At 53.3% G+C, this 21,881-nt stretch carries 20 protein-coding genes; 6 read left to right on the forward strand and 14 right to left on the reverse strand.

Annotated features, from left to right (window positions below; all coding sequences use genetic code 11):
- Positions 1-142 precede the first annotated feature (142 nt).
- Positions 143-760, reverse strand: coding sequence for a Maf family protein (locus tag ACGG9R_RS08855; protein WP_390154096.1), 618 nt, complete (start codon positions 758-760; stop codon positions 143-145).
- 553 nt (positions 761-1,313) lie between these two features.
- On the opposite strand from ACGG9R_RS08855, the gene ACGG9R_RS08860 reads away from it, so the two are divergent.
- Complete coding sequence (locus ACGG9R_RS08860; protein WP_390154099.1) at positions 1,314-1,559, forward strand: hypothetical protein; 246 nt, start codon at positions 1,314-1,316, stop codon at positions 1,557-1,559.
- Between the two features lie 767 nt (positions 1,560-2,326).
- Here ACGG9R_RS08860 and ACGG9R_RS08865 read toward each other — a convergent pair.
- From ACGG9R_RS08865 to ACGG9R_RS08910, 10 genes are all read right to left on the reverse strand, one after another.
- Positions 2,327-4,042, reverse strand: coding sequence for a Na/Pi cotransporter family protein (locus tag ACGG9R_RS08865; RefSeq protein WP_390154102.1), 1,716 nt, complete (start codon positions 4,040-4,042; stop codon positions 2,327-2,329).
- Between the two features lie 249 nt (positions 4,043-4,291).
- On the reverse strand, positions 4,292-4,786 hold the full coding sequence (locus ACGG9R_RS08870) for a hypothetical protein (protein WP_390154105.1): 495 nt from the start codon (positions 4,784-4,786) through the stop codon (positions 4,292-4,294).
- Between the two features lie 320 nt (positions 4,787-5,106).
- Entirely contained in the window at positions 5,107-6,360 is a 1,254-nt protein-coding gene (locus ACGG9R_RS08875) for an FtsW/RodA/SpoVE family cell cycle protein (protein WP_390154108.1), read from the reverse strand.
- Entirely contained in the window at positions 6,333-6,983 is a 651-nt protein-coding gene (gene trmB / locus ACGG9R_RS08880) for a tRNA (guanosine(46)-N7)-methyltransferase TrmB (protein ID WP_390154111.1), read from the reverse strand. Before trmB ends, ACGG9R_RS08875 begins: the two co-directional genes overlap by 28 nt.
- Positions 6,984-7,269: 286 nt before the next feature.
- Entirely contained in the window at positions 7,270-9,300 is a 2,031-nt protein-coding gene (locus tag ACGG9R_RS08885; RefSeq protein ID WP_390154114.1) for a sulfatase-like hydrolase/transferase, read from the reverse strand.
- Between the two features lie 74 nt (positions 9,301-9,374).
- On the reverse strand, positions 9,375-9,512 hold the full coding sequence (locus ACGG9R_RS08890; protein WP_390154117.1) for a hypothetical protein: 138 nt from the start codon (positions 9,510-9,512) through the stop codon (positions 9,375-9,377).
- Positions 9,513-9,648: 136 nt separating this feature from the next.
- Entirely contained in the window at positions 9,649-10,476 is an 828-nt protein-coding gene (locus ACGG9R_RS08895) for a metal ABC transporter permease (protein WP_390154120.1), read from the reverse strand.
- Positions 10,476-11,183 (reverse strand): metal ABC transporter ATP-binding protein, encoded by a 708-nt coding sequence (locus ACGG9R_RS08900; protein WP_390154123.1) that lies wholly within the window; start codon positions 11,181-11,183, stop codon positions 10,476-10,478. Before ACGG9R_RS08900 ends, ACGG9R_RS08895 begins: the two co-directional genes overlap by 1 nt.
- Entirely contained in the window at positions 11,184-12,158 is a 975-nt protein-coding gene (locus ACGG9R_RS08905) for a metal ABC transporter substrate-binding protein (protein WP_390154125.1), read from the reverse strand.
- Positions 12,159-12,466: 308 nt separating this feature from the next.
- Entirely contained in the window at positions 12,467-12,865 is a 399-nt protein-coding gene (locus ACGG9R_RS08910; RefSeq protein ID WP_390154128.1) for a Fur family transcriptional regulator, read from the reverse strand.
- Positions 12,866-13,042: 177 nt separating this feature from the next.
- Here ACGG9R_RS08910 and ACGG9R_RS08915 point away from each other — a divergent pair, with 177 nt between their 5' ends.
- On the forward strand, positions 13,043-14,392 hold the full coding sequence (locus ACGG9R_RS08915) for an MATE family efflux transporter (RefSeq protein WP_390154131.1): 1,350 nt from the start codon (positions 13,043-13,045) through the stop codon (positions 14,390-14,392).
- A 278-nt stretch (positions 14,393-14,670) separates the two neighbouring features.
- Here ACGG9R_RS08915 and ACGG9R_RS08920 read toward each other — a convergent pair whose 3' ends face one another.
- Both ACGG9R_RS08920 and ACGG9R_RS08925 read right to left on the reverse strand, forming a co-directional pair.
- Entirely contained in the window at positions 14,671-16,029 is a 1,359-nt protein-coding gene (locus ACGG9R_RS08920) for a PFL family protein (protein WP_022105878.1), read from the reverse strand.
- 11 nt (positions 16,030-16,040) lie between these two features.
- A complete protein-coding gene (locus ACGG9R_RS08925; RefSeq protein ID WP_022105879.1) occupies positions 16,041-16,313 on the reverse strand; it encodes an ACT domain-containing protein in 273 nt (90 codons plus the stop codon).
- A gap of 284 nt (positions 16,314-16,597) precedes the next feature.
- Between ACGG9R_RS08925 and ACGG9R_RS08930 the strand changes: the two genes are divergently transcribed.
- The 3 genes from ACGG9R_RS08930 to ACGG9R_RS08940 all read left to right on the forward strand — a co-directional run bounded on the left by ACGG9R_RS08930 (position 16,598) and on the right by ACGG9R_RS08940 (position 19,430).
- Positions 16,598-17,356: an exodeoxyribonuclease III gene (locus tag ACGG9R_RS08930; protein ID WP_390155137.1), complete on the forward strand. Its 759-nt coding sequence runs from the start codon at positions 16,598-16,600 to the stop codon at positions 17,354-17,356.
- 245 nt (positions 17,357-17,601) lie between these two features.
- On the forward strand, positions 17,602-18,729 hold the full coding sequence (locus ACGG9R_RS08935) for an ATP-binding protein (protein ID WP_390154134.1): 1,128 nt from the start codon (positions 17,602-17,604) through the stop codon (positions 18,727-18,729).
- Complete coding sequence (locus ACGG9R_RS08940) at positions 18,726-19,430, forward strand: response regulator transcription factor (RefSeq protein WP_022105882.1); 705 nt, start codon at positions 18,726-18,728, stop codon at positions 19,428-19,430. Before ACGG9R_RS08935 ends, ACGG9R_RS08940 begins: the two co-directional genes overlap by 4 nt.
- Positions 19,431-19,644: 214 nt before the next feature.
- Here the strand turns inward: ACGG9R_RS08940 and ACGG9R_RS08945 are convergent, their stop codons facing one another.
- Positions 19,645-20,451 carry an HAD family hydrolase gene (locus ACGG9R_RS08945; protein WP_390154138.1) on the reverse strand — a complete coding sequence of 269 codons (807 nt, stop codon included), beginning with the start codon at positions 20,449-20,451 and terminating at the stop codon, positions 19,645-19,647.
- Positions 20,452-20,803: 352 nt separating this feature from the next.
- On the opposite strand from ACGG9R_RS08945, the gene ACGG9R_RS08950 reads away from it, so the two are divergent.
- Positions 20,804-21,688, forward strand: a complete 885-nt coding sequence (locus ACGG9R_RS08950; RefSeq protein ID WP_390154141.1) for a DMT family transporter — start codon at positions 20,804-20,806, stop codon at positions 21,686-21,688.
- Positions 21,689-21,881: the final 193 nt, after the last annotated feature.

The following is a 21,881-nucleotide window of genomic DNA, read 5'->3' on the forward strand; positions in this document are numbered from 1 at the left end:
GGCAGCTCCGCCAAATGCGAAGGCGGATGGAGGGGCTTTGATGCAGGTGAAAAGCTATGCCACTCTCCCTCCCGGAAAAGCAGCCTCCGTGCGGCGTCCTGTCATGATGTACCCTGCTCGTCCTCGCCCTCCCGGATTGACTCTACTCTTCATCTCTCATCATCTCATAGAGCCGAGCGAGAGGAAGGCCGACGACATTGTCATAGGAACCTTCTATACGAGAAACCAGGATCGCGCCCTTGCCCTGAATGCCGTACGCGCCGGCTTTATCCATCGGTTCACCGGTGGCGACGTAGCGATCGATCTCCGAATCCGAGAGCTTTCTGAAATAGACGCGCGTCGTCTCGACATGAAGATGGACATGGCCCTTATGATAGACAGAAAGCCCAGTCTTGACTTCGTGCGCCCGTCCGGAGAGGCGGCGGAGCATGCGGCGCGCCTCCTCCTCATCTTTGGGCTTGCCAAGGATATCCTCATCAAGTACTACGACGGTATCGGCTGCAACGATCGCTGTCTCTACCCCCTTTGCCTCAAAGATGCTCTTTGCCTTCCCGCAGGCATTGAAAAGCGTCACAAGATCCGCTCCCTTTTTGCAGGAAAGGATCTGCTGTACGCTCTCGGGAAATTCAAAAATACGTGTCTTCGCCTCTTCCGGCGTTTCTGCTTCTGGAAAGGAGGAGGGCAGGACGTCTTCCGTCCAGCCGATCTGATGGATGAGCTCCCGCCGACGCGGCGAAGCAGAAGCTAAAATGATGTGCATGGTGAATGCTCCTTTTCTGAAAAATTCGTAGTCTAACGGTTCAGGGGATAAGAGTAACTGGTGACTGGGATTATCCCATATCGTCATCCCGAGCGTAGCCCTCGATCTTTATTGCACACCGGTAAGCAGTAATTACGAGATAACAGAAAAACGCAGTACCAAGACATCGTTTCTAGGGAAACACGGATAAATCGTTGTCAGATTTTACTCTTGAATTTTTATACATGACGAGGAATAGCCTGACGCGAATAGCAAGCTATTTAAGGAAGGCTATGACGAAGTCATGTATAAAAATTCTTGTGGAATCTGACTCTGCGATTTAATCAGCGTTTCCCTAGAATAGCGCATACGTGCTGATTTCCGTACTGCAATAGAGATTTCTCGACTTCGCTCGAAATGACAACGGCGCGAATCGCTATCAAAATTGCAGCGAAGCCGCCGCCCGCCTCCCGCCTCCCTCAATCCTCATTTTTCCCCCCTGGACCTTTACCTATCTTACCACACCTTGCCTAACGCTCTCCCCTTTGCTATGATACGGATAGAGGTGATGATCGTGAATAACAAGAATGGCATTTTCAAAATGATCCTGCTCGCACTTTTGGGCGCATTCCTTGCCAAGGGGCTGCATGCAAGGCAGGAGGCATATACACCGACAAAGAAAGAGGCAGAAGGCTGGCAGGCGCTGGCTCCCATCAAGAAGGCCTTCTGGCTCCTGCACCCCATGCGGGCTTTCCATTTCTTCCTGCTCCAGCAGTCGCTGGCTCTGACATGGAAGCTCGGGAAGAAATATCTGAAATAGACAGCGGATGCACGGCATGGCAGGAGGAGTCACTGACCCCTGCGACCGATAGGCGCTCCCCCTTCCACATCCCGGGCAATAAAAAAAGGGCTGTGAAGAAATGAATCCCCATTTCTTCACAGCCCCTTTTTACTTTGCTTTCATTTGGTTCAGGCTTCAAGGTTCAGGGTTCAGGTGGCGGCTTCGCCGCCTTTTTTGAAAGATGGTATTCTCGTATCGCAGCCTTCCCCTCTAGGGGAAGGTGCCCCGCAGAGGTAATGCTATTAAGTTAAGGAAATCGTTAGCTACGTAACGTCTTGCTTCCCCCTTCGGGGGAAGTGCCGAAGGCAATAGGGGCATGCCAGCGGTATAACATACTATGTTGAATAGTCCGATGCTATCGATATCCCAACACTTTCATTCAATACCGCTACGTAGCCCCCTCATCTCACTTCGTTCGAAATGGCGTCTCACTGGATTTTCGCGTCGCTTCACTCCTAAAAATCCAGTTCGCTTGCACAACCCCTTCGGGCAGCTCCCCCGATGGGGAGCCAAGAACGTTCTTCCGCTTAACTTAATAGCATTACCCGCAGGGGCGGATAGGGTGACTATGGCATGAAAGACAGCTGGGATAAGGTTTCCCGGTCACTCCTATGAGAGCTGCAAGTCCCCCGCGGCAGATGGAACGCGAAAATGAGATGATCGTTATTTCACATCGCCGTTTTTATTGCCCTTCGCCGGAAAATAAATGCGGTAAGCTCCGGAAGGCGCATCCCTTTTCATGACTCTCAGCTGCCCTCTACGAATCCCATTTTCTTCGCATTTTTGTGAAGCTCTGCAAATCCTGCACCAGTGTCTGCTTCTTCTGCGATGCTGACGCAGTTGTCCGCGATACGGCTCAGGTTGTAGAGAAGGTCGGAGAAGTATGGTGTCATATGGGCATGGCACTCGCCTGCTTTCACACGCTTCAGATGTGCCTTATTGCAGCGTCTCTCCGAGCGGCGCATCTGATCCGTGTCCCTGAATATATCGTTCACCATCTCTTTGGAGCCTGTTTTCACGGCTTCGACAGAGCGCGAGAGAAGCGACTGGGCAAGTGTGATGCACTTCACGATTTCTTCATTGGCTACCGAGGAGAACACACGATTCTGCGCGACCACCTGCCGGCAGATCTCATCCATATCCCTGCATCGCTCTCCCATGCGCTGGATATTATTCGTGACGAAGAGAAGCCTCGCCGTTTCCTCCGACTGCTGCTCGGTCAGATAGCCGCCGGAAAGCAGCTTGGTGATGTACTCGGTGACTCGTCCCTGCAGCTGTTCGAGGATCATCAGATCCTCTTGAAAGGCCTCATAATCCTTGGCGGTTCGCTGGCTGTCAAGGACGAGCTTCAGCTGATTCAGCGTCCGGTCAGCCAGTCCGACCAGGCGCTCAAGTTCCAAAGAGACAAGGTACATGGCAGCGGCCGGCTTATCGAGCAGATTGTTATCCAGATATTGCGGCTCATAGGCAGCCTTGAGGTTCTTGTCTTCCCCGCGGATGATGGCTTTGACGATCTTGACCATGACAGGGATGAATGGCAGCCATGCCAGCGTACATACGACATTGAAAGTCGTGTGTGCATTGGCGATCTGACGGGAAATGACATCGATCTCACGGCCGCTCGGCGAGATGTACTGCACGAACTGTGCAAAGAGCGGAATGATGCACAGGCAGACAAGACTGCCGCTGATATTGAAAATGCTGTGCGCGATCGCGGTGCGCTGCGCATTTTTCGTCTGTCCGATCGATGCCAGAATGGCTGTGATCGTCGTACCGATGTTATCTCCCAGAAGGATCGGGATCGCACCGGTAAGGCCGATGACACTGCTGACGCCATCAGCTGCCGGCTGGGCCGCAAAATTCTGCAGCACGGCGATCGTAGCCGAGCTGCTCTGTACCACCAGCGTCATCACGCCGCCGAGAAGTACGCCCAAGACCGGTGTCGAAGAGACTTCTGCCATCAGGTCGACAAAGACGCTGCTGCCTGCGAGCGGCTTCATCACATGTCCCATGATCTCGATCCCTTCAAAGAGCAGTCCGAAAGAGAAGATGACCATGCCGATATTCTTCAGCTTCTCTGTCTTGCCGACAAACTGCAGCATGAAACCGATGAAAATGATGGGATAAATGTAGTCGCTGAGCTTGAATGCCAGGAGCTGTGCTGTCATCGTGGTCCCGATGTTCGCACCGAAGATGACGGAGATCGCCTGCGGCAGTGTCATCAGTCCGGCACTGACGAAGCCGATCGCCATGACGGTGGTCGCCGAGCTGCTCTGCAGGACTGCCGTCACCAGCGCTCCGGCGAGCGCCCCCATGATCGGATTCTTTGTCAAAAAGCTGAGAATCTTTTTCATGCGTTCCCCGGCGGTTTTCTGCAGGGCATCACTCATCGTATTCATGCCGTACAGGAAAAGCGCCAGGCCGCCGATCAGGCCAAAGCAGATCTTTACTGTTTCATTCATTCCGTGCTCCTCCCAAGGAAACACGGACTCCATCGTCTTGCGCTGCAATCAGTGTTTCCCTTGATAGACATACGAACCCCTTGCAAAACGAGTCCTGTTTATAAATAAATTATATAAAAAAAGCGGGAATCCATCTATCATCGCACAGTAAAGTTTGTAAAGAGAATGTAAGCAAGCAAAAAGCCATGAGAATCGCCGCTTCTCATGGCTTTTTGCTTACTCTTTATTTTCACTCATTATCCAACAAAATCAAACCGTTTTATCCTTCAAAAGCTCTTTCGTCATGTGTCTTGCCCGGTCCATCGCGGGAAGGAGCGCCTCTTCCATCCCCGCCGCATAGAGCGTGATCCCCAGATAAAAAGACATCTCATGGTAGGGTGTCCATTCGTTCTCTTCGGGAAATGCAAGGTCAGACGGGGAAAGCCGCTCCGCGGAAAGCTTCCCGCCATGCACGGTCGCAAGAAAGCGCATCCCATCCTGCTTACAGATCGCTGCGCCTTCGAAGCCGCAAGCCCTGATGGCAAGTGCCATACGCCCCATAGCGACCATGTCCATGGTCAGTGCAAGGATCGTAAGAGGCTTCACGGTTCTCTTTCGGATCTCCTTTGCAGCCCGGCAAAGAGCTGTCACTCCCTCTCCCTTCACGGAGCCCACAGGAAGAAAACAGATCCCTTTCCCCTCAACAGCGGCCAAGGAAAGACGCCGGGTCAGCACATCGAGCGTGTCGTTTTCATTATACTTCATGCCAGCCTCCGGGAAATTCTGACTAGGGAAACACTGATTCAATCTTTGTCTGATTTTACTCTTGTATTTTCATGCAAGGCAAGGAGTATAAGGCGCGACTAGCGAGCGATGTAAGGATAAATGGCGTCAGGTGACTCGTGACTAGGGACTGGTAACAAGTGGCTAGGGATGAGGTATGCGATACGAGAAAACCGCTAGTTTCAAACCTCCGCGGCGCTTCTCTATTTTTATGCGCCGCACCACCATTTCTCATTTCTTATTTCTCATTTCTCATTTGGATCGAGCTTTCATCCACAATCAAGGGACAGCACGCCAGAGGCTCACCCGCGCCCTTCCATCTGTGCGATCCGGCGCTTTCGCTCCTCCAGATCTGTCTCACGAAGGCTCTGCACCGTGGTGCCGTAGATGAGTGCGACAGAGATGATATTCATGATGAGCGAGGACCCGCCATAAGAAATGAAGGGCAGCGGGATGCCGGTGACCGGAAAGCAGCCGATGACCATCGCGATATTGACGATGCCCTGCACGGAGATCAGCATGGTGAGTCCGTAGACGAGAAGAGCCGCATAGGTCTCCTTCAGCTTTCTGGCTGCGGAGAATCCTGCAAGAAGAAAAACGAGGTAAAGAAGAAGGACGAAAACAGAGCCTATGAAGCCAAATTCCTGACTGAAGACGGCGTAGGCAAAGTCGGTGTACTGCTCGGGCAGGTAGAGAAATTTCGACATGCCTTCGCCGACGCTTTGCCCGAAGAGTCCGCCGGAGCCGACCGCGATGAGGCTTTGTACCGTCTGGTAGCCGCGGTTCGCCGCATAGGAGAAGGGATCCCAGAGTACGACCACACGGTCCATGCGATAGGGGGCTGCAATGACGAGAAGGACAAAAGTGAATACAGCGACCCCCACGCCAAGGAAGATCTCAAAAATCGGCAGTCCCGCCACGACATAGAGAAGCACGGGAAAGAGCAGGATCATACCGGCCGTCCCCATATCCGGCTGTATCAAGACGAAGAGTGCCATCGCGAGCGGCCCATAGAGCGGCCAAAAATACGCAATCATGGAGCGAAAGGTGTTTTCCTTTTTCTTCCTGTCAAAAACATGGAAGAACGGACGGAGAAAACGCTTGATGAGCGTGATTTTCTCTCCTTTCTGGATCCGTTTCGAGAGGAAGGAGGCGGCCCAGATGAGGCCGGTCACTTTCGCGACTTCGGACGGCTGGAGAGAAAAGCCTGCGAGCATGATCCAGCGTGTCGCCCCATTCGCCCGATGCCCGGCTAAAAAAACGAGGAGGAGCAGCACCAGGGTGAATCCGACCCACATGACAGCCCCACCGCGGATGAATCCTTTCGGCAGCCAAGCCACGACGGCGCCGATGGCCAGACTGAGCGCCAAGACCCCGACATGCTTCAAAAAGTGGGTATACGGCCCATCGCCTGCCGCCATATTCATATAGTAGGTGGCATTATAGACATTCATCGCCCCGATGGCGATCAGTATGGCGGCCGCGATGAGCATCCATTTCAGACACTCGGGCACATACTTCGTATCCTTCAGGGACGTCTCGCTACGAGACGACATATGAGGTTCCCCTTTCTGGAAAACTTCTCTTCATATTCTGTCTCCACATCCCCGGGGACGGGAGCGGCATGAAGATCATAGGTCACGTCCGAAAGCTGCCAGCCCATGGCCTCAAATTCTTCGACGGAGAAATCAAAAAGATCCTTGTTATCCGTCTTGAAGCGGATCTCACCGCCCTCTTTTAAAATGACGGCGTAACGTTTCAGGAAATCACGATAGGTGAGGCGGCGCTTGGCATGGCGCTTCTTCGGCCAGGGGTCGCTGAAATTGAGGTAGATCACATCGACTTCGCCTTCGTCAAAAATATTCAGGATCTCGCTCACATCGCCTAAGATGAGACGGACATTGTCTACCGGCGGATCCTTCTCCGCAGTCTTTTGTGCGGCATAGTAGATGACGCCTTCCTGCACCTCCATGCCGATGTAATTCACATCAGGATGGAGCGCGGCCATACCGGAAATGAACTGCCCTTTGCCGGTGCCGAATTCTACATGGAGCGGCTGCTCCGGACGGGGAAACTGTGTCTCCCACTTGCCTTTCATGTCGGTCGGTTCCTCCAAAAAGAGGATGGAGGTGTAATTTTTGATGGCTTCTTCGATCCAGGGTTTACGTCTGAGACGCATGGGAGACTCCTTTCGGGAATAAAGTAAAGTAAAGTGACTAGGGATTAGGGATTAGGAGTGACTGGTGACTGGTGACTGGTGACTGGAGATTAGACTAAAAGAATGGGAGACATTAGACATCTGACGTCTGGCATCTGACATCTCCAGCGGGCATCGCCCTATTTATATTCTGCGGCGTTTCATTATTTTTTTGCGCCGCACCACCATTTCGCATTTCGCATTTCTAATTTCTCATTCAAGTGAAGCTTTCAAGCGGAATCAAAGGGCGAACCCTCAAAAACTATTTCTACTGCCCTGCTCCCGCATTCGGTACATCGGGGATCTCTTCTCCCGCGATCTTGACGGGCTGATACCGGCTCCAATCGAAAGACGGAGCGAAGAGGCGGCGGCGATGGATATCATTGTTCCAGCGCTCATCCTCTGCCTCCTTGCTGCTTCCGAGCTGCTCGGTATCGTTTCTGACCATGACATTGCCGTACATGGTCATGAGCGTCGTCACATCTTTATCAAAGTCAGGGGAAAGGATGTCGGACTTTTCATCGTAGCGAGTCGCCGTAAGTCCCATGAGACCCATGAAGGTATCGTAGAGCATGTCATTGGTGAATGGCATATTTCTTCTATCCCACATAGTCTTCATGGTGCGCGGGTGGCTCCTTTGGTAGTCATCCGAGGTGTAGATCCAGAAGGGAATGTGCACCATCGTGTAGTCGAACTGGTCTGCATTGTGCCCCGGACGCTCAGTGACCTGCTCCCCATGATCGGAGAAGTAGAGGACGCTGTCCGCCTTCATGTAGTTCACGGCTTCGTTCATGATGCTTTCGACGACGTAGTCGTTAAAGAGGACAGAGTTGTCATACTCATCATTCATGACGTCAGCCGTCGAACGTGCCTTTCCCATGCTCTCCGGCCAGTGATAGAACTCGGACGGGTAACGGTCCCAGTAGCTGACGTGGCTGCCCATGAGATGGACGACGACGAGCTGGCGACGGTTCTTCGGATCGACCTTCCGCAGATAGGGGATGAGGGCGGTATCGAAGTCCTTCGTCACGACATCTGTTCCGACATACTGGTTGATCCAGTACTGATCATCACAGGCGCTTCCAATCGCACCGATCGGCGTATCCCAGACACCATAGCGGGACTGGTTTGAGATCCATGTGGTATGGAAACCGGCCTGCCTTGCCATGTCAATGATGGAGTAGGCATCGACCAGCTCCATATCATTGTACTGGTTCTTCTCCGTCAGGGCTTCGGTCAGGACCTGAACGGTCTGTGTGTAGCAGGAATAGGCATGATTGAAGAAGGTATAGTGAGAGTCTGCAGCGGCCTCTGTCTGGAAAGGCGTGGTATTTCTGTGATAGCCATAGACACCCATGTGGTCGCGCGTCAGAGACTCGCCGATGATGAGGACGTAGACACCGTCCGGCGCCGCTTTGAGCCGCGCGGCAAGGATGCGATCCTTGATCGACATGTGGCGGCGCTTCTCCACCATCGTCTGGAAATCGGAGAAGCTGGAAAGCGTCTCGTAGGTCTCATAATACACATGCGCAAGTCGCGTCGCCCCGATGGACAGACAGCAGAGACCGACATTCACAAGGAAGAGCAGCGCCATCGCCCACCACGCCTTTCGGGACACGGGAAGGCGGCCATTGAAGGAGAAACGGCTGCTGTGGAAGATGAGCCACGCGAGGATGAGAATCGCAAGCGTCCCCAGGATAAGCTCGGCATACGGGATATTCACATCGATATACTCCTTCGTCTCGGCAAGATTCGTCTGCGCGAGCGCCAGCAGCATATTGATGGAGATCAGAGAATGCGTGATGAAGTAGTAGCCCACATACGTGAACTGGATGCCCACATAAAGGAGCATCAGGACGACACACGCAATGCGCGCGATCATGCGCCATTTACCCGGCAGGATCCATGCCGCAGAGAGGCAGGAGATGAACAGATAGAGCGGCGCAGAGAGCTCGCCTGACATATCCGACATGTCGAGCACCACATCCGTCTGCGTCGAAAGGTACGGCACGATGAGTGAGAGCAGCCATAGGAAGCCGATCGTGATCCACAGATGCACGGCTGCCCGCGTCAAGCGGTGCCGGATAAAATAGGCCGTCACAAAACCGACCTGCAGGAAGAGCAGGAAGACCTTCACCTGCGAAGAAAGCTCAAATCCGCCCGGCGCACCGAAATACCAGGAAAGAAAAAAGGAAAAGCCAAAAGGCACCAGCGTCGCGATCGCCCACCAGATCTTCCAGTGGCCAGGACTATCTGTCTGCTTTATGTCTTTGGATGATTTTGTATCTGTCTGTTTCATTCTGATGACCCTTGTAAAATATTCATGAACAAGAAAATAACTATATTATTTTATCATATATACGAGACTTTTTACTACACGTATTTCAAAAAAAGCCGCCGCCGGTAAGGCAGCAGCTTTTCTTGCAAGTGCCGATCGCTATTTCCGTGCATAGAGCCGTACTTTTCTCCATCAACGATGGTTGCCTTCCCGTTATAAGAGATCTTTTCCACTCGGGAATTGCATTCAAAATCCACATACCCGTCTGCACCGTTTTGTGCGTGAGTATCATATGGCCTGCTGCCTGTTTTACGCAGCAGCCTCCCGGTACAGGAAGCATGCCCAGCAGGATATATAAAGCCTATCCTTTCAATCCATGCGCCCGCTTTCTCTCCATTTTCGCAGGCCGATAGCCGCAAAGAGGGCGATCAGATTGATCAAGACAATGCAAGGCCCGGTGGGAATGGACAATGCATACGAAAGTGTGATCCCCACCAGAAAGCAGCCAAGTCCCACCAGCGTGGATGCCTCGATGGTGGTCAGATACCGATGGCAGATCTGCATCGCCGTGATGGCAGGAAATACGATCAGACTGGAAATCAAAAGCGCGCCCATCATACGCATGCCGAGCACGATCGTGACTGCCGTCATGAGTGCCAGGACCAGATGATAGAAATGGCTCCGCACCCCGGAAGCGGTGGCAAAGGATTCATCAAAAGTCACAACAAACAAGGGATGATAAAAGAGAATGTACAGGAGGATGATGATGCTGCCCGCTGTCAAGCTGAGCCAGACATCCGCGCTGCTCATTGCAAGGATGCTGCCAAACATGTAATTGGACACATCCGTATTCATCCCTCTGGTGAGAGAAATGGCAAGAACCCCCACGGCCAAAGCACTGCTGCAAAGAAGCGCCGTCGCCGCATCCCCTTTGATACGCATGCTTTCCTTCAATTCCAAAAGAAGAAAAGCCGCTGCCATCGTGACGGGGATGGAAATCACCAACGGATCCAGATAAAAGGCATAGGCCACTGCCAGCGCTGCAAAGCCCACATGGGACAAGCTGTCACCAATCATGGAGTACCGTTTGAGGACCAGGCTGGTCCCCAAAAGCGAAGCACAGATCGAGATCAAGATGCCCACCACCAGCGCACGCACCATAAAGGGATACTGCAGCAATTCCAGAATAAGAGACATCACAGGATCCCTCCTTGCCGTATGACTTCGGGATGCGCTTTGAGAAAGTCCTCCGTCTGACCGAAAAACATCTGCTTCCCTTTCGCCAGATACAAAACCTGATGAACCTCATGAAACACGCGGGGCAGATCGTGAGATACCATTATGATGGTCAGTCCCAACTCGTGAATGCATCGTTCCAGCATGGCATACATCTCTTCCGTGATGCGAGGATCCAGCCCGGTCACCGGTTCATCCAGCACCAGCACCTGACTGCCCGCCGCCAGTGCCCGCGCCAGAAGCACTCTCTGCTGCTGTCCGCCCGACAATTCGCGGAAAGCATGAACCTTCAAAGAGGAAAGGGATAGAAACTGCAGCATATGCTCTGCGTAATCCCGATCTACTTTTCTGTACCGATAAGGAAACGAAAGCTGACTCAGCCTGCCGGACAATACGACCTCCCACACACTGGCCGGAAAATCCTTTTTCATGGTCTGCTGCTGCGGCAGGTAGCCCATCCCCTTCTGCGCATCCGGCAAATGGAGACGGATCTCACCTGACGCCTGTTTTTTGAGCCCCAGGATCCCTTTGATGAGAGTACTTTTACCGGAGCCATTTTCACCGATGATGCCCAGATAGCTCCCTTTTTCTAAAGAAAAATTCACATGAGACAACACCGGTCTTCCTTCATATGCAAAAGAAAGATCCCGACAATCCAATACGCTCATTTAGTTCAATGCCTCCTTCAAGGTCTTGACATTCTGTCTCATCAGATCCACATAAGTGACGCCGGCGTCAAAATCCTTCTGCGTGACGTTATGAATGGAATTGAGCTGTCTCTCTTTGGCTCCTGTCGCCTCTGCAATGGAGCGGCTCATCTGCTGATTGGACAATTCGATATGGAAGATCACGGGAATCTGATCTGCCTTGACCTTATCGATCAAAAAGGCAATGGTCTTCGGATCGGCTTCCGTATCCTTGGCGCATCCCGGGAAAGCCGCATCATATGTCAAACCGTACTCCTTCACAAAGTACAGGAAGGGGAAGCGATCTCCCACGATGATCTCTTTTCTATCTGCATGATCGATCACATCACGGAAGCTCTGATCCAGATCGCTGAGCTCTTTCATATATGCCTCTGCATTCTTCTGATACTCCTCCGCATGCGCACCATCCAGCTTGGAAATAGAAGCATTCAATTTTTTGACGATTTCAATGGCATTGGCAGGAGCGGTCCATACATGCTCATCCATTTCTGGGCCCGCCTCTTTCTCTGCTTCCTCTTCAGGCTGCATGCCTTCCGGATGCTCTTCTTCTGACAGCTTCACGGCATCCATCATCCGAAATACACTCCCGGGCTTCTTGCCGGTCGCATCCAGTATCTTCTCTACCCATTCATCAGAGTCACCGCCCGTACAAATGAGAAAGTCACTGTCAGCCACCGCTTTCAGGTCCTTCGGCGAGGGAGAAAAGCTATGGACATCCGTACCGGGTTTCACCAGCATGGTGACTTCGCCATGATCCTTTACGATATGCCTTGCAAAATCATAACCGGGAAAATTGGTGCAGACGATCTGAATCTTCTTTTCCGGCGGCGCAGAAGCAGCTGACTTCTGCCCCGGCGTGCAGCCTGTCAATGCAACGCCGCCTATCAGGCAAGCGGCAAGCGTCGCTATGAAAAGACCTATTTTTTTCATTTTCATAGTAAGAACTCCTTTACGGTAGAAAGCAGGGATGACATGTAACCGGAGACGAAAAGGGTTCTTTCTCGCGTTGCCTGTGGACAGGCAATGCGCTCCGCCATGATCTTGCAGCATACTGCATCCGCAAAACCAATAGCAGCCCCTCCGGCCGCCCCTCTTTCGAAAGCAGAAACTATCGTGAAGATTTGCGACGCTTTCGCAAATCTGAGCCTCATTATAATCGCTTCCCGCCTTTCCGTCAATAGATTTGCGAAATTTTCTCAAATTTAAAAGGACCCGAATGGGTCCTTCTTTGTGTAAGAAACAAATTATTTCCCCTGGCATTTTTTGCATAAGCCGTAAATGGTGGTCTGCCCCAGATTCATCTGAAACTCATCATTGCCCGCCAAGGCCTGCGCGAGAGCACGCGCGGTCGCATGGTCTACATGGGTCGTCTGACCGCACGAAAGACAGGTCATATGAAGCTCATCCCGGCAGGCATCTGCCCCGACGAACCTATACAATGTTTCTTGTCCATCACTGGCCGCCGATTTCAAGATCAGCCCGGCCTCTGCCAAAGAAGCCAGATTGCGATACACCGCACTGAGACTGATCGCAGACGCTTCTGAGCGATTCAGCAGAGCCTGTATGTCTCTGGCGGAAAAGGAAGCATCCGGATGATCGTTGAAGAATTGAAAAAGACGCTTGCGCTGTGCTGTCATGTACATACCAATCACCTCATTTGTCCTTCATCTTATAGCAGAGAGGGGAAAAAAGCAAATGCAGGCAGAAGACCACCTGCAAAAGCCATATTTCGCAAGCGCCTCGCCTGTGATATGATTGTCTCCATAAAGCAGCAGCCTGCGTGAGTGGCGGCAGGCTATTCATTATACAAAGAGGATCCTATGACCGGAATCAATCTTACGCAAGGGCCTTTGCTCCCCAAAATGATGGCTTTCGCCATCCCTTACCTTCTCGCCTGTTTTCTGCAGACGTTCTACGGCATGGCCGACCTCTTCATCACAGGTCTCTTCAATGGCGCCGCACCGATCACGGCCGTCTCCATCGGAAGCCAGCTGATGCACATGCTGACCGTCATCATCGTCGGGCTCGCCATGGGGACGACCGTCTCCATCAGCCGCGCAGTGGGCGGCAGAGATATGAAGGAAGCCTCCTGCTGCATCGGAAGCTCGGTGCTGCTCTTTGCCCTCTTCAGCCTCGTTAGCACCGTGCTCCTCCTCCTTTCGAGCGATCTTATACTCTCTTGGCTGAAGACCCCGATGGAAGCATGGGAGGATACAAGGGCGTACCTTCTCATCTGCTTTGCAGGCATCCCCTTCATCGTCGCCTATAATGTCCTTGCCAGCATCTTCCGCGGACTTGGCGATACAAGGACGCCGATGTACTTTATCGCTCTCGCCGGTCTCATCAATCTCCTGCTTGACTATATCTTCATCGGCCCCATGGCGATGGGGGCCGCCGGAGCAGCCGCAGCCACCATTCTTTCCGAGGCCGTCTCCGTCCTCCTCTGCCTCTTGTACCTCGCCCGCGCCGACCTTGGTCTTGCCTTCCCGAAGAAGTCCTTCTCCTTCGATGCCCTCCGCATGAAGACGCTCCTTGCCATAGGTCTTCCCATCTCCTGTCAGGACGGGCTCATCCAGATCTCCTTTCTAATCATCACCGCCATCGCAAACAGCCGCGGCGTCGAAGTCGCCGCCGCAGTCGGCATCGTGGAGAAGATCATCAGCTTTCTCTTCCTCGTCCCCTCTGCCATGCTCTCGACCGTCGCCGCCTTCGCCGCACAGAATGCAGGCGCCGGAAATGATGAGCGCGGGCAGCAGGCGCTCCTGTGCGGCATCCGTGTATGCATCATCTTCGGCCTTCTTGCGACCCTGATCGTCCACTTTTGCGCCGAGTGGGTCATCTCACTCTTCGTCAGCCATGAGCCGGAAATCGTCCGCCTTGGCGGTGAATACTTCCGTACCTATGTCATCGACTGCATCTTTGCCGGTATCCACTTCTGCTACTCGGGATATTTCTCTGCCTATGGGAAATCGATCTACTCCTTCCTGCACAATATGATCTCGATCGTCACCGTCCGCGTCCCCGGCACCTACCTCGCCATTCTCCTCTTCCCCGAGACACTGTCTCCGATGGGTCTTGCTGCACCGATGGGCTCCCTTCTCTCCGCCATCATATGCATGGGGCTCTATCATTGGAAGTTCCAAAGATCCGCCGATCGGGGATCGGATTAGAGAGCGGGAGACCTCTTTTCTCGGAGAGCAGCCTTTCCCTCAATATCCCGCGTGGCCTTAAGTCCACCGCGCAAAAAAGCACCGACACTTGCCGGTGCTTTTTGCTTGCCATTTCTTAGGGAAACGCTGATTAAATCGCAGAATTCGATTTCACATGTATTTTCATGCAATGCTTCGTTATACTCCTCCTTAAATAGCTCGCTATTCGCGTCGGAGTATTCCTTGCATTGCATGAAAATATAAGAGTAAAATCGAATAACTATTTAATCAGTGTTTCCCTAGTTTGTCAGGCTGCGGAGCGGAGCGGGGATCTTGCCGCCTCTTGCTACGAATTCGTCTGCCTTGAACTTGCTGATCCCCATGACAGGTGCATAGCCCATGAGGCCGCCGAACTGGACCATATCGCCCGGCTTCTTGCCCGGTACCGGGATGAGGCGGGTAGCGGTGGTCTTGTTATTGATCATACCGATCGCTGCTTCATCGGCAAGGATCGCAGAGAGGGTGGATGCGCTGGTATCACCCGGAACGGCGATCATATCAAGGCCAACAGAGCAGACGCAGGTCATGGCTTCCAGCTTCTCCAGGCACAGGCTGCCTCTCTGAACGGCTTCGATCATTCCGAGGTCTTCACTGACCGGGATGAAAGCGCCAGAAAGTCCGCCGACACTCGAAGAGGCCATGAGGCCGCCCTTCTTGACAGCATCATTGAGGAGCGCGAGAGCCGCCGTGGTGCCTGGACCGCCGCAGCTCTCAAGGCCCATTTCTTCGAGGACTGCTGCGACACTGTCACCGACAGCCGAGGTCGGAGCCAGCGAAAGGTCGATGATTCCGAAAGGCGCATGGAGACGCTCTGTCGCTGCTTCTGCAACGAGCTGGCCAAGACGCGTGATCATGAATGCCGTATTCTTGATCGTTTTGGCCACGACTTCGAAGGGGGCGCCCTTCACATCCTCGAGCGCACGCTTCACGACGCCCGGGCCGGAGACGCCGACATGGATCGCAGTATCTCCCTGCGTCACACCGTGAAAAGCGCCGGCCATGAAGGGATTATCTTCGACCGCATTACAGAATTCGACGAGCTTCGTGCATCCATAGGCGTCCTGGTCCTTCGTGAGCTCTGCCGTTTCCTTCACGACCTCGCCCATGCGCTTGACCGCATCCATATTGATGCCAGCCTTGGTCGAACCGATAGCGACCGAGCTGCAGATGCTCTTTGTCGCAGCGAGTGCCTCCGGAATGGAGTCGATGAGCTTCTTGTCCGAAGCACTCATGCCGCGATCGACGAGTGCGGAGAAGCCGCCTAGGATGTCGACGCCGACAGTGTCAGCTGCGCGCTGCAGTGTCTCTGCGATCGGCACATAGCTGGCTGTCGTAAGCCCGCCCGCCACCAAAGAGATCGGCGTCACCGAGATGCGGCGGTTGATGATCGGCACACCGTATTCTCTGGAAATGTCATGGGTGACCTCGGTGAGATGCTCTGCCTTCCGGCAGATGGTATCGTAGATCTTGTCGCAAAGGGTCTTCTCATCATCGGATACGCAGGAAAGGAGAGAGATCCCCATGGTAACGGTACGCACATCAAGCTTGTTTTGGTCAAACATGCGTTCCGTTGCCAGAATGTCTTCTATATCAAGCATGGTGTCTCCTTTCAGATGCGGTGCATAGCATAGAAAATGTCAGCGAGCTGGACACGGATCTCTACCCCCAGCGCTTCGCCCTGTTTCCCCATATGATCCTGGATCTCCTTTAAGGAATATGCGGCGTTCTCCATATCGCACATCAGGATCATATCGAAGATCCCGTCCACGATGGTCTGGGAAATATCAAGAATATTCACGTTCTCTTCCGCCAGCTGTTTTGCTACACCGGCGACGATGCCGACACGGTCAGCACCAATAACAGTCACAACAATTTTCTTCATCAGGTTTCATCCTTTCCTTCTTTGCTTGCAACAGCTGCCCACGTGGCATTGCCTTTATTATAGCATAAAATGAAGGGGAGAGTGGCCGCCCCATGGTCCCCGGGAAGGCCTCCCCCCATGAGAAATGGCGGCGGATCTTCCATTTTCCTTCCATCCGCCGCCTCGCCCCCTATATCGACATCTATCCATACCATTGCCTCATGGTGTATAATATGATTTATATTATAATTATTTTATCATGATATTGGAATCATTCCCGAATAAGGAGAACACCCATGGGGACACTGAAATATATTTCCTGGAACGTCAATGGTCTCAGAGCCTGCATGAAGAAAGGTTTCATGGACGCTTTCACGGCACTCGATGCAGACTGCGTGTGCCTGCAGGAGACGAAGCTTCAGCCGCACCAGATCGAGATGGTGCTTCCCGGCTACCACCAGTACTGGAACAGTGCCGTGAAGAAGGGCTACAGTGGTACTGCACTCTTCACGAAGCGGGAACCGCTTTCCGTCACCTATGGTCTTGGCATCGAGGAGCATGATCAGGAGGGGCGTATCATCACCGCCGACTTCGGCAGTCACTATCTCATCGTCTGCTACACGCCGAACAGCCAGCGCGGCCTCACGCGTCTTTCCTACCGCATGACATGGGAGGATGCGATGGCAGACTATATGACAAGACTCTCGGAGGAAAAGCCGGTCATCCTCTGCGGCGACCTCAATGTCGCCCATGAAGACATCGACCTTGCCAATCCCGCTTCGAACCATAAGAATGCAGGCTTCACAGATGAAGAGCGCGGAAAAATGAATGCCCTTCTGGAGAAAGGCTTCACCGATTCCTTCCGTTTCCTCCATCCGGATGAAAAGGGAGCCTACTCATGGTGGAGCTACTTTGCAAAATCCCGCGAGCGGAACATAGGATGGAGGATCGACTACTTCATCGTCTCCGATGCCCTCCGTCCGGCCATCCAAAGCGCCTCTATCCACCCGGAGACCCACGGCAGTGACCACTGTCCCGTAGAACTCGTATTTGAGGATGAGTGACTAGGGACTAGGGATTAGTGACTAGGGATTAGACTAAAAGACTGGGAGACTCGGAAATAGACGTCAGATGTCTGATGTCTAACGTCTAAAGCGGGCATCGCCCTATTTATACTCCGCGGCGCTTCCATATTATTATGCGCCGCACCACCATTTCTCATTTCTCATTTCTCATTTCTAATTCAAGCGAGGCTTTCATTCGTAGCCAAGATTGCCCCCGCAGTCTCCCCTTCCCCATCGAGGCTTGTATGGAAAAGACCATCAAAGACGCCCTTCTTTTCGAGAAGACGAAGAACGGGCTGACGCAGCAGATGATGATACAGATCCTTCTCTTCATCTGCGTCCCTGTCTTCTCCGCACTGGTGCTGCTGCTTTTATCTGCGACCTACTTTGCCGCGAATGACCCGCATCACTCGGTCGAAGTCTACGGTGCCTTTGCTGCGATCATGCTCCTCATCATCGCGCTCTCCGCCCGGATGAATTACCATTTCTACAACATGACCAGAAACAAGATGCTGATCCCGCTCCAGCAGCTGTCGATGGCTGCGCGAGCGATCCAGCATGGCAATTTCAATGTCATCGTCGATCACTACAGCGATGACGAGCTCGGGCAGATGTGCGACACCTTCCGCACGATGCAGACCGATCTCAAAAGCAGTATCGCCGAGCGCGCGCATGCGAATACGAGCCGCAAGATCCTTTTCTCCGGCATCGCACATGACCTTCGGACCCCGCTCACAGCCATCATGGGCTACACCGAAGCTCTGCAGCTCGGGCTCGGGCGGACGAAGGAAAAGCAGATGCAGTACCTGAACTCGATCGCCTCCTGCGCAGATGACCTCTCGCGCCTCATCGAAGAGCTCTCGCTTTACAACAAGCTCTCCACGAGCCGCATCATCTGTCATCCGCAGCCCCTCCCTTTCAGCCAGGTCATCCGCAGCTTCATCGCAGAAGACCAGGACTACCTCGACTCCCGAAAGGTGCATGTGACCTATGACATGGATGACTCGCTCATCGCAATGGTGGATGAAAAAGAATTTCAAAGAATTATTTTCAATTTACTAACAAATACGATAAAATATAGAGATAAGGATATTTCCGAAGTACGTATATCCCTCCATGTCAAGGGGAAATACGCCGAATTCATGTATACCGATGATGGACCGGGCGTCCCGAAGGAGAAGCTGCCTCACATTTTCGAAGCCTTCTACCGCACGGACGAAGCCCGCAGCAAGACCAGCAACGGCAGCGGTCTGGGACTTGCCATCGTGGCTGAGATCATCACCGCACACAAAGGCCGCTACTCGGCGGTCAACAACAATGGCTTGCAATTAATTTTTGAGATCCCGCTGGCAGAAGGGAGTAACACACAATGATCAAAGTACTGGTTGTAGAAGATGAACCGAAAATCGCTGATATGGAGCGTGACTTTCTCGAAGGCTCCGGGTATCAGCCCTATGTCGCTTCCGATGGCAAAGAAGCCTTGAAAATCATGGATGAGGTCGAGATCGACGCCATCATCCTGGACGTCATGCTGCCGGGAGAAGATGGATTCTCTCTGTGCCGCAAAATGAGAGAACGCACGAATGCGCCCATCATTTTCGCCACCGCCCGCACTGAAGATGCTGACATCGTCCGTGGTCTCGGTCTCGGCGCGGATGACTACATCGTGAAACCGTTCCGCGGCACCGTGCTCATGGCGCACCTGCGCGCGCAGCTCGCCACCCACAAACGTCTCACCCAGACGGATACCATCCACCCGCAGGCAGAACAGGGCCTCTATGTCGGCGACCTCAATATCCGTCCGAAAGCCCGTCAGGTCTTCCTGAAGGGCAAGGAGGTGCCGCTCACCGGCAAAGAATTCGACCTGCTCTTCTTCCTCGTGCAGCATCCGAATGAAGTCTTTTCCAAAGAGCAGCTCTTTGAAAAGATCTGGAGCTTCGATCCCATCGGTGAACCCGCAACGGTCACCGTCCATATCAACCGTCTGCGTGACAAGCTGAAAAATGCCGCCGGTCATCCCTATGAACGCATCGAGACCGTCTGGGGCTCCGGCTACCGTTTCCATCTGGACTGAGGATCGTTTTGGTTGCTTGGTTATTTGAAATCAAAAAAGCTCGTTGAACATTTTCGTTCAACGAGCTTTTTTGGTGGGCAGGGTAGCGGGTGCAAAGGGTTCAACAGGTTCAACGGGTTCAGCGGGGAAGGTAGCGGCTTCGCCGCAAATATATATGGGGCAATGCCCTCAAGTCACTAGGGACCCCTAATCCCTAGCGACCAGTCACCAGTCACTAGTCACTAGCTACCAGCTCCTCTATGACCTTCGCGACGCCGTCCTCTTCATTTGAAGCGCAGATGTGACCGGCCGCTTCTTTCGCGACCCCATCCGCATTGGCGACGGCGTAGGATACGCCTGCGTAGCGCAGCATCGGCACATCATTTTCCGTATTGCCGAAGGCCATGATCTCCTCCCGCCGGATGCCTCTCCTCTCGGCCAGAAAGGAGAGAGCCGATGCTTTATCGATGCCCTTTTTATGCACATCGACGAAATCATCCCCCGGATAGACGACGGTGATCTCCTCTCCGAAACGGCTCTCCAGAAAGGCACGGATGCGGCCTCGCTCCTCCTCGGAAGGATCCGCAAAGACCACACGCGTCACCGTCATCGGCGGATAATAGAAGGCCTCCCCCAGGTACTGCGGCTTCTGCGTGCGATACTTCTGGTACTTCGCCTCGGTGCCGTTCGGTTTCTCCATATAAATATGATTGTTCCAGAAGGCCGTCGCGTCCCACCCCCGCTCCTTCGCCGCAAGCATCACACGGCTCGCCAGATCGGCTGAGAGCCCGTCCTGCAGGATCGGCTCACCCGTCTCGCTCCACATGATCCATGCGCCCGTGTAACAAATGACAGGGACATTGCCCAAGCGGAGCAGCGACACCTTCGATCTCGCCGAATCCCACATGCGTCCGGTGGCGACGACGATCTCATAGCCTTTTTGGATCGCCTTTTGGATCACCTCACGCGAATAGGCGGAAATCGTCATATCATCATGCAAGAGCGTGCCATCAAGATCGATGGCGATCATACGAATCGACATAGAAAATCTCCTTTTTATGGTGCAGGGTTAGCCTTGGGGCGTGTCGTCCCTTGATTACGCTGGAAAGCCTCGTTTGAATGAGAAATTAGAAATGAGAAATGCGAAATGGTGGTGCGGCGCATAAAAATCAGAAGCGCCGCGGAAGTTTGAAATTAGCGACTTTCTCGTATCGCAAACCTAATCCCTAGCTACTAATTCCTAGTCACAAGTCACCAGTCACTAGTCACTCCTTATCCCTGACCACTAGCCACAAATCACCGGCTACTTCTTTTTTGCAAGTCTGCGAAATCATCCGCAGCATTCACTTTCATCTGTTATAATAACTATTATACATCATCCAAAGGAGAATACCATGAAATACCGTTTACTGCTGCTCCTGGCAGCGCTCATCTGGGGCTTTGCCTTCGCCGCGCAGGTGGTCGGAATGGAGTCCGTCGGGCCATATACATTTAACGGCGTCCGTTTCCTCTTAGGCTCGCTTGCGCTCGTCCCCATCATCCTTACGACGAAGGAAGAGCCGCCGCCGCTTCCCCGAAATATGCCGCTCTCGGCCGCCTGCCTCATGGTAGGGCTTCCGCTCTTTGCCGGTGCGACGCTTCAGCAGGTGGGGCTTCAGTACACCACCGCCTCGAAAGCCAGCTTCCTCACTGCGACCTACATCCTCATGGTGCCGATCATGGGGATCTTCCTCAAGGAAACGCTCCGCATAACGCACATCGCAGGCGCTCTCCTCGCCATGGCCGGCGTGTACTTCATGTCGATCACCGAAGACTTCTCGATCAGCATCGGCGACCTCTTGATGCTGCTCTGTGCGCTGGGCTTCACCATCCAGATCCACGCCATGACCTACCTCACGCAGCGCTTCTCTCCCATCCTCCTCTCCTCGGGACAGTTCTTCGTCGCCAGCATCCTGAATTTCATTCTTGCCTTTCTTTTCGAAACGCCGACTCTCTCCGGCATCGAAGGTGCCCTGTGGCCGATCCTCTATACCGGTCTTCTCTCGACAGGCGTCGCCTACACGCTGCAGGCCGTCGGGCAGAAATATCTCCCACCCACCGAAGCCTCTATGATCCTCAGCATGGAAATGGTCTTTGGCGGTATGGCAGGTGTTTTCTTCCTCGATGAAAGTTTCACCGCCCGCCAGATGATCGGCGTCCTCTCCATGACCGCCGGTGTCTTCCTCTCCCAGCTGCCTGGGAGAGCGGTATTGTCTTTCAAAAAAGTGGCCAGGGATTAGGGATTAGGAGCTCAGAGTGACTCGTGACTGGTGACTAAAATGCCTGTTGCAGGCATCGCCCATTATATATTCTGCGGCGCTTCTCATTTTTATGCGCCGCGCCTTCCCCGTAGAACCCACAGAACCCGCTGAACCTCTTTCACACGCACTCAAGGGGGCGGCATGCCCCTTGGGCTATTCCTCAATGAAAGGA

This window comes from Dialister sp. i34-0019-2H8 (genome assembly GCF_042846925.1).
In the GTDB taxonomy this organism is placed as follows: domain Bacteria; phylum Bacillota; class Negativicutes; order Veillonellales; family Dialisteraceae; genus Dialister.

Excerpts from the sequence above, each read along its gene's own strand:
- ACGG9R_RS08910 (WP_390154128.1), bottom strand. The coding sequence starts at position 12,865 with ATGTACATGACAGCACAGCGCAAGCGTCTTTTTCAATTCTTCAACGAT.
- ACGG9R_RS08915 (WP_390154131.1), top strand. The coding sequence starts at position 13,043 with ATGACCGGAATCAATCTTACGCAAGGGCCTTTGCTCCCCAAAATGATG.
- ACGG9R_RS08855 (WP_390154096.1), bottom strand. The coding sequence starts at position 760 with ATGCACATCATTTTAGCTTCTGCTTCGCCGCGTCGGCGGGAGCTCATC.
- ACGG9R_RS08940 (WP_022105882.1), top strand. The coding sequence starts at position 18,726 with ATGATCAAAGTACTGGTTGTAGAAGATGAACCGAAAATCGCTGATATG.
- ACGG9R_RS08885 (WP_390154114.1), bottom strand. The coding sequence starts at position 9,300 with ATGAAACAGACAGATACAAAATCATCCAAAGACATAAAGCAGACAGAT.
- ACGG9R_RS08945 (WP_390154138.1), bottom strand. The coding sequence starts at position 20,451 with ATGTCGATTCGTATGATCGCCATCGATCTTGATGGCACGCTCTTGCAT.
- ACGG9R_RS08905 (WP_390154125.1), bottom strand. The coding sequence starts at position 12,158 with ATGAAAATGAAAAAAATAGGTCTTTTCATAGCGACGCTTGCCGCTTGC.
- ACGG9R_RS08895 (WP_390154120.1), bottom strand. The coding sequence starts at position 10,476 with ATGTCTCTTATTCTGGAATTGCTGCAGTATCCCTTTATGGTGCGTGCG.
- ACGG9R_RS08920 (WP_022105878.1), bottom strand. The coding sequence starts at position 16,029 with ATGCTTGATATAGAAGACATTCTGGCAACGGAACGCATGTTTGACCAA.
- ACGG9R_RS08875 (WP_390154108.1), bottom strand. The coding sequence starts at position 6,360 with ATGTCGTCTCGTAGCGAGACGTCCCTGAAGGATACGAAGTATGTGCCC.
- trmB (WP_390154111.1), bottom strand. The coding sequence starts at position 6,983 with ATGCGTCTCAGACGTAAACCCTGGATCGAAGAAGCCATCAAAAATTAC.
- ACGG9R_RS08865 (WP_390154102.1), bottom strand. The coding sequence starts at position 4,042 with ATGAATGAAACAGTAAAGATCTGCTTTGGCCTGATCGGCGGCCTGGCG.
- ACGG9R_RS08870 (WP_390154105.1), bottom strand. The coding sequence starts at position 4,786 with ATGAAGTATAATGAAAACGACACGCTCGATGTGCTGACCCGGCGTCTT.
- ACGG9R_RS08900 (WP_390154123.1), bottom strand. The coding sequence starts at position 11,183 with ATGAGCGTATTGGATTGTCGGGATCTTTCTTTTGCATATGAAGGAAGA.
- ACGG9R_RS08935 (WP_390154134.1), top strand. The coding sequence starts at position 17,602 with ATGGAAAAGACCATCAAAGACGCCCTTCTTTTCGAGAAGACGAAGAAC.
- ACGG9R_RS08950 (WP_390154141.1), top strand. The coding sequence starts at position 20,804 with ATGAAATACCGTTTACTGCTGCTCCTGGCAGCGCTCATCTGGGGCTTT.
- ACGG9R_RS08925 (WP_022105879.1), bottom strand. The coding sequence starts at position 16,313 with ATGAAGAAAATTGTTGTGACTGTTATTGGTGCTGACCGTGTCGGCATC.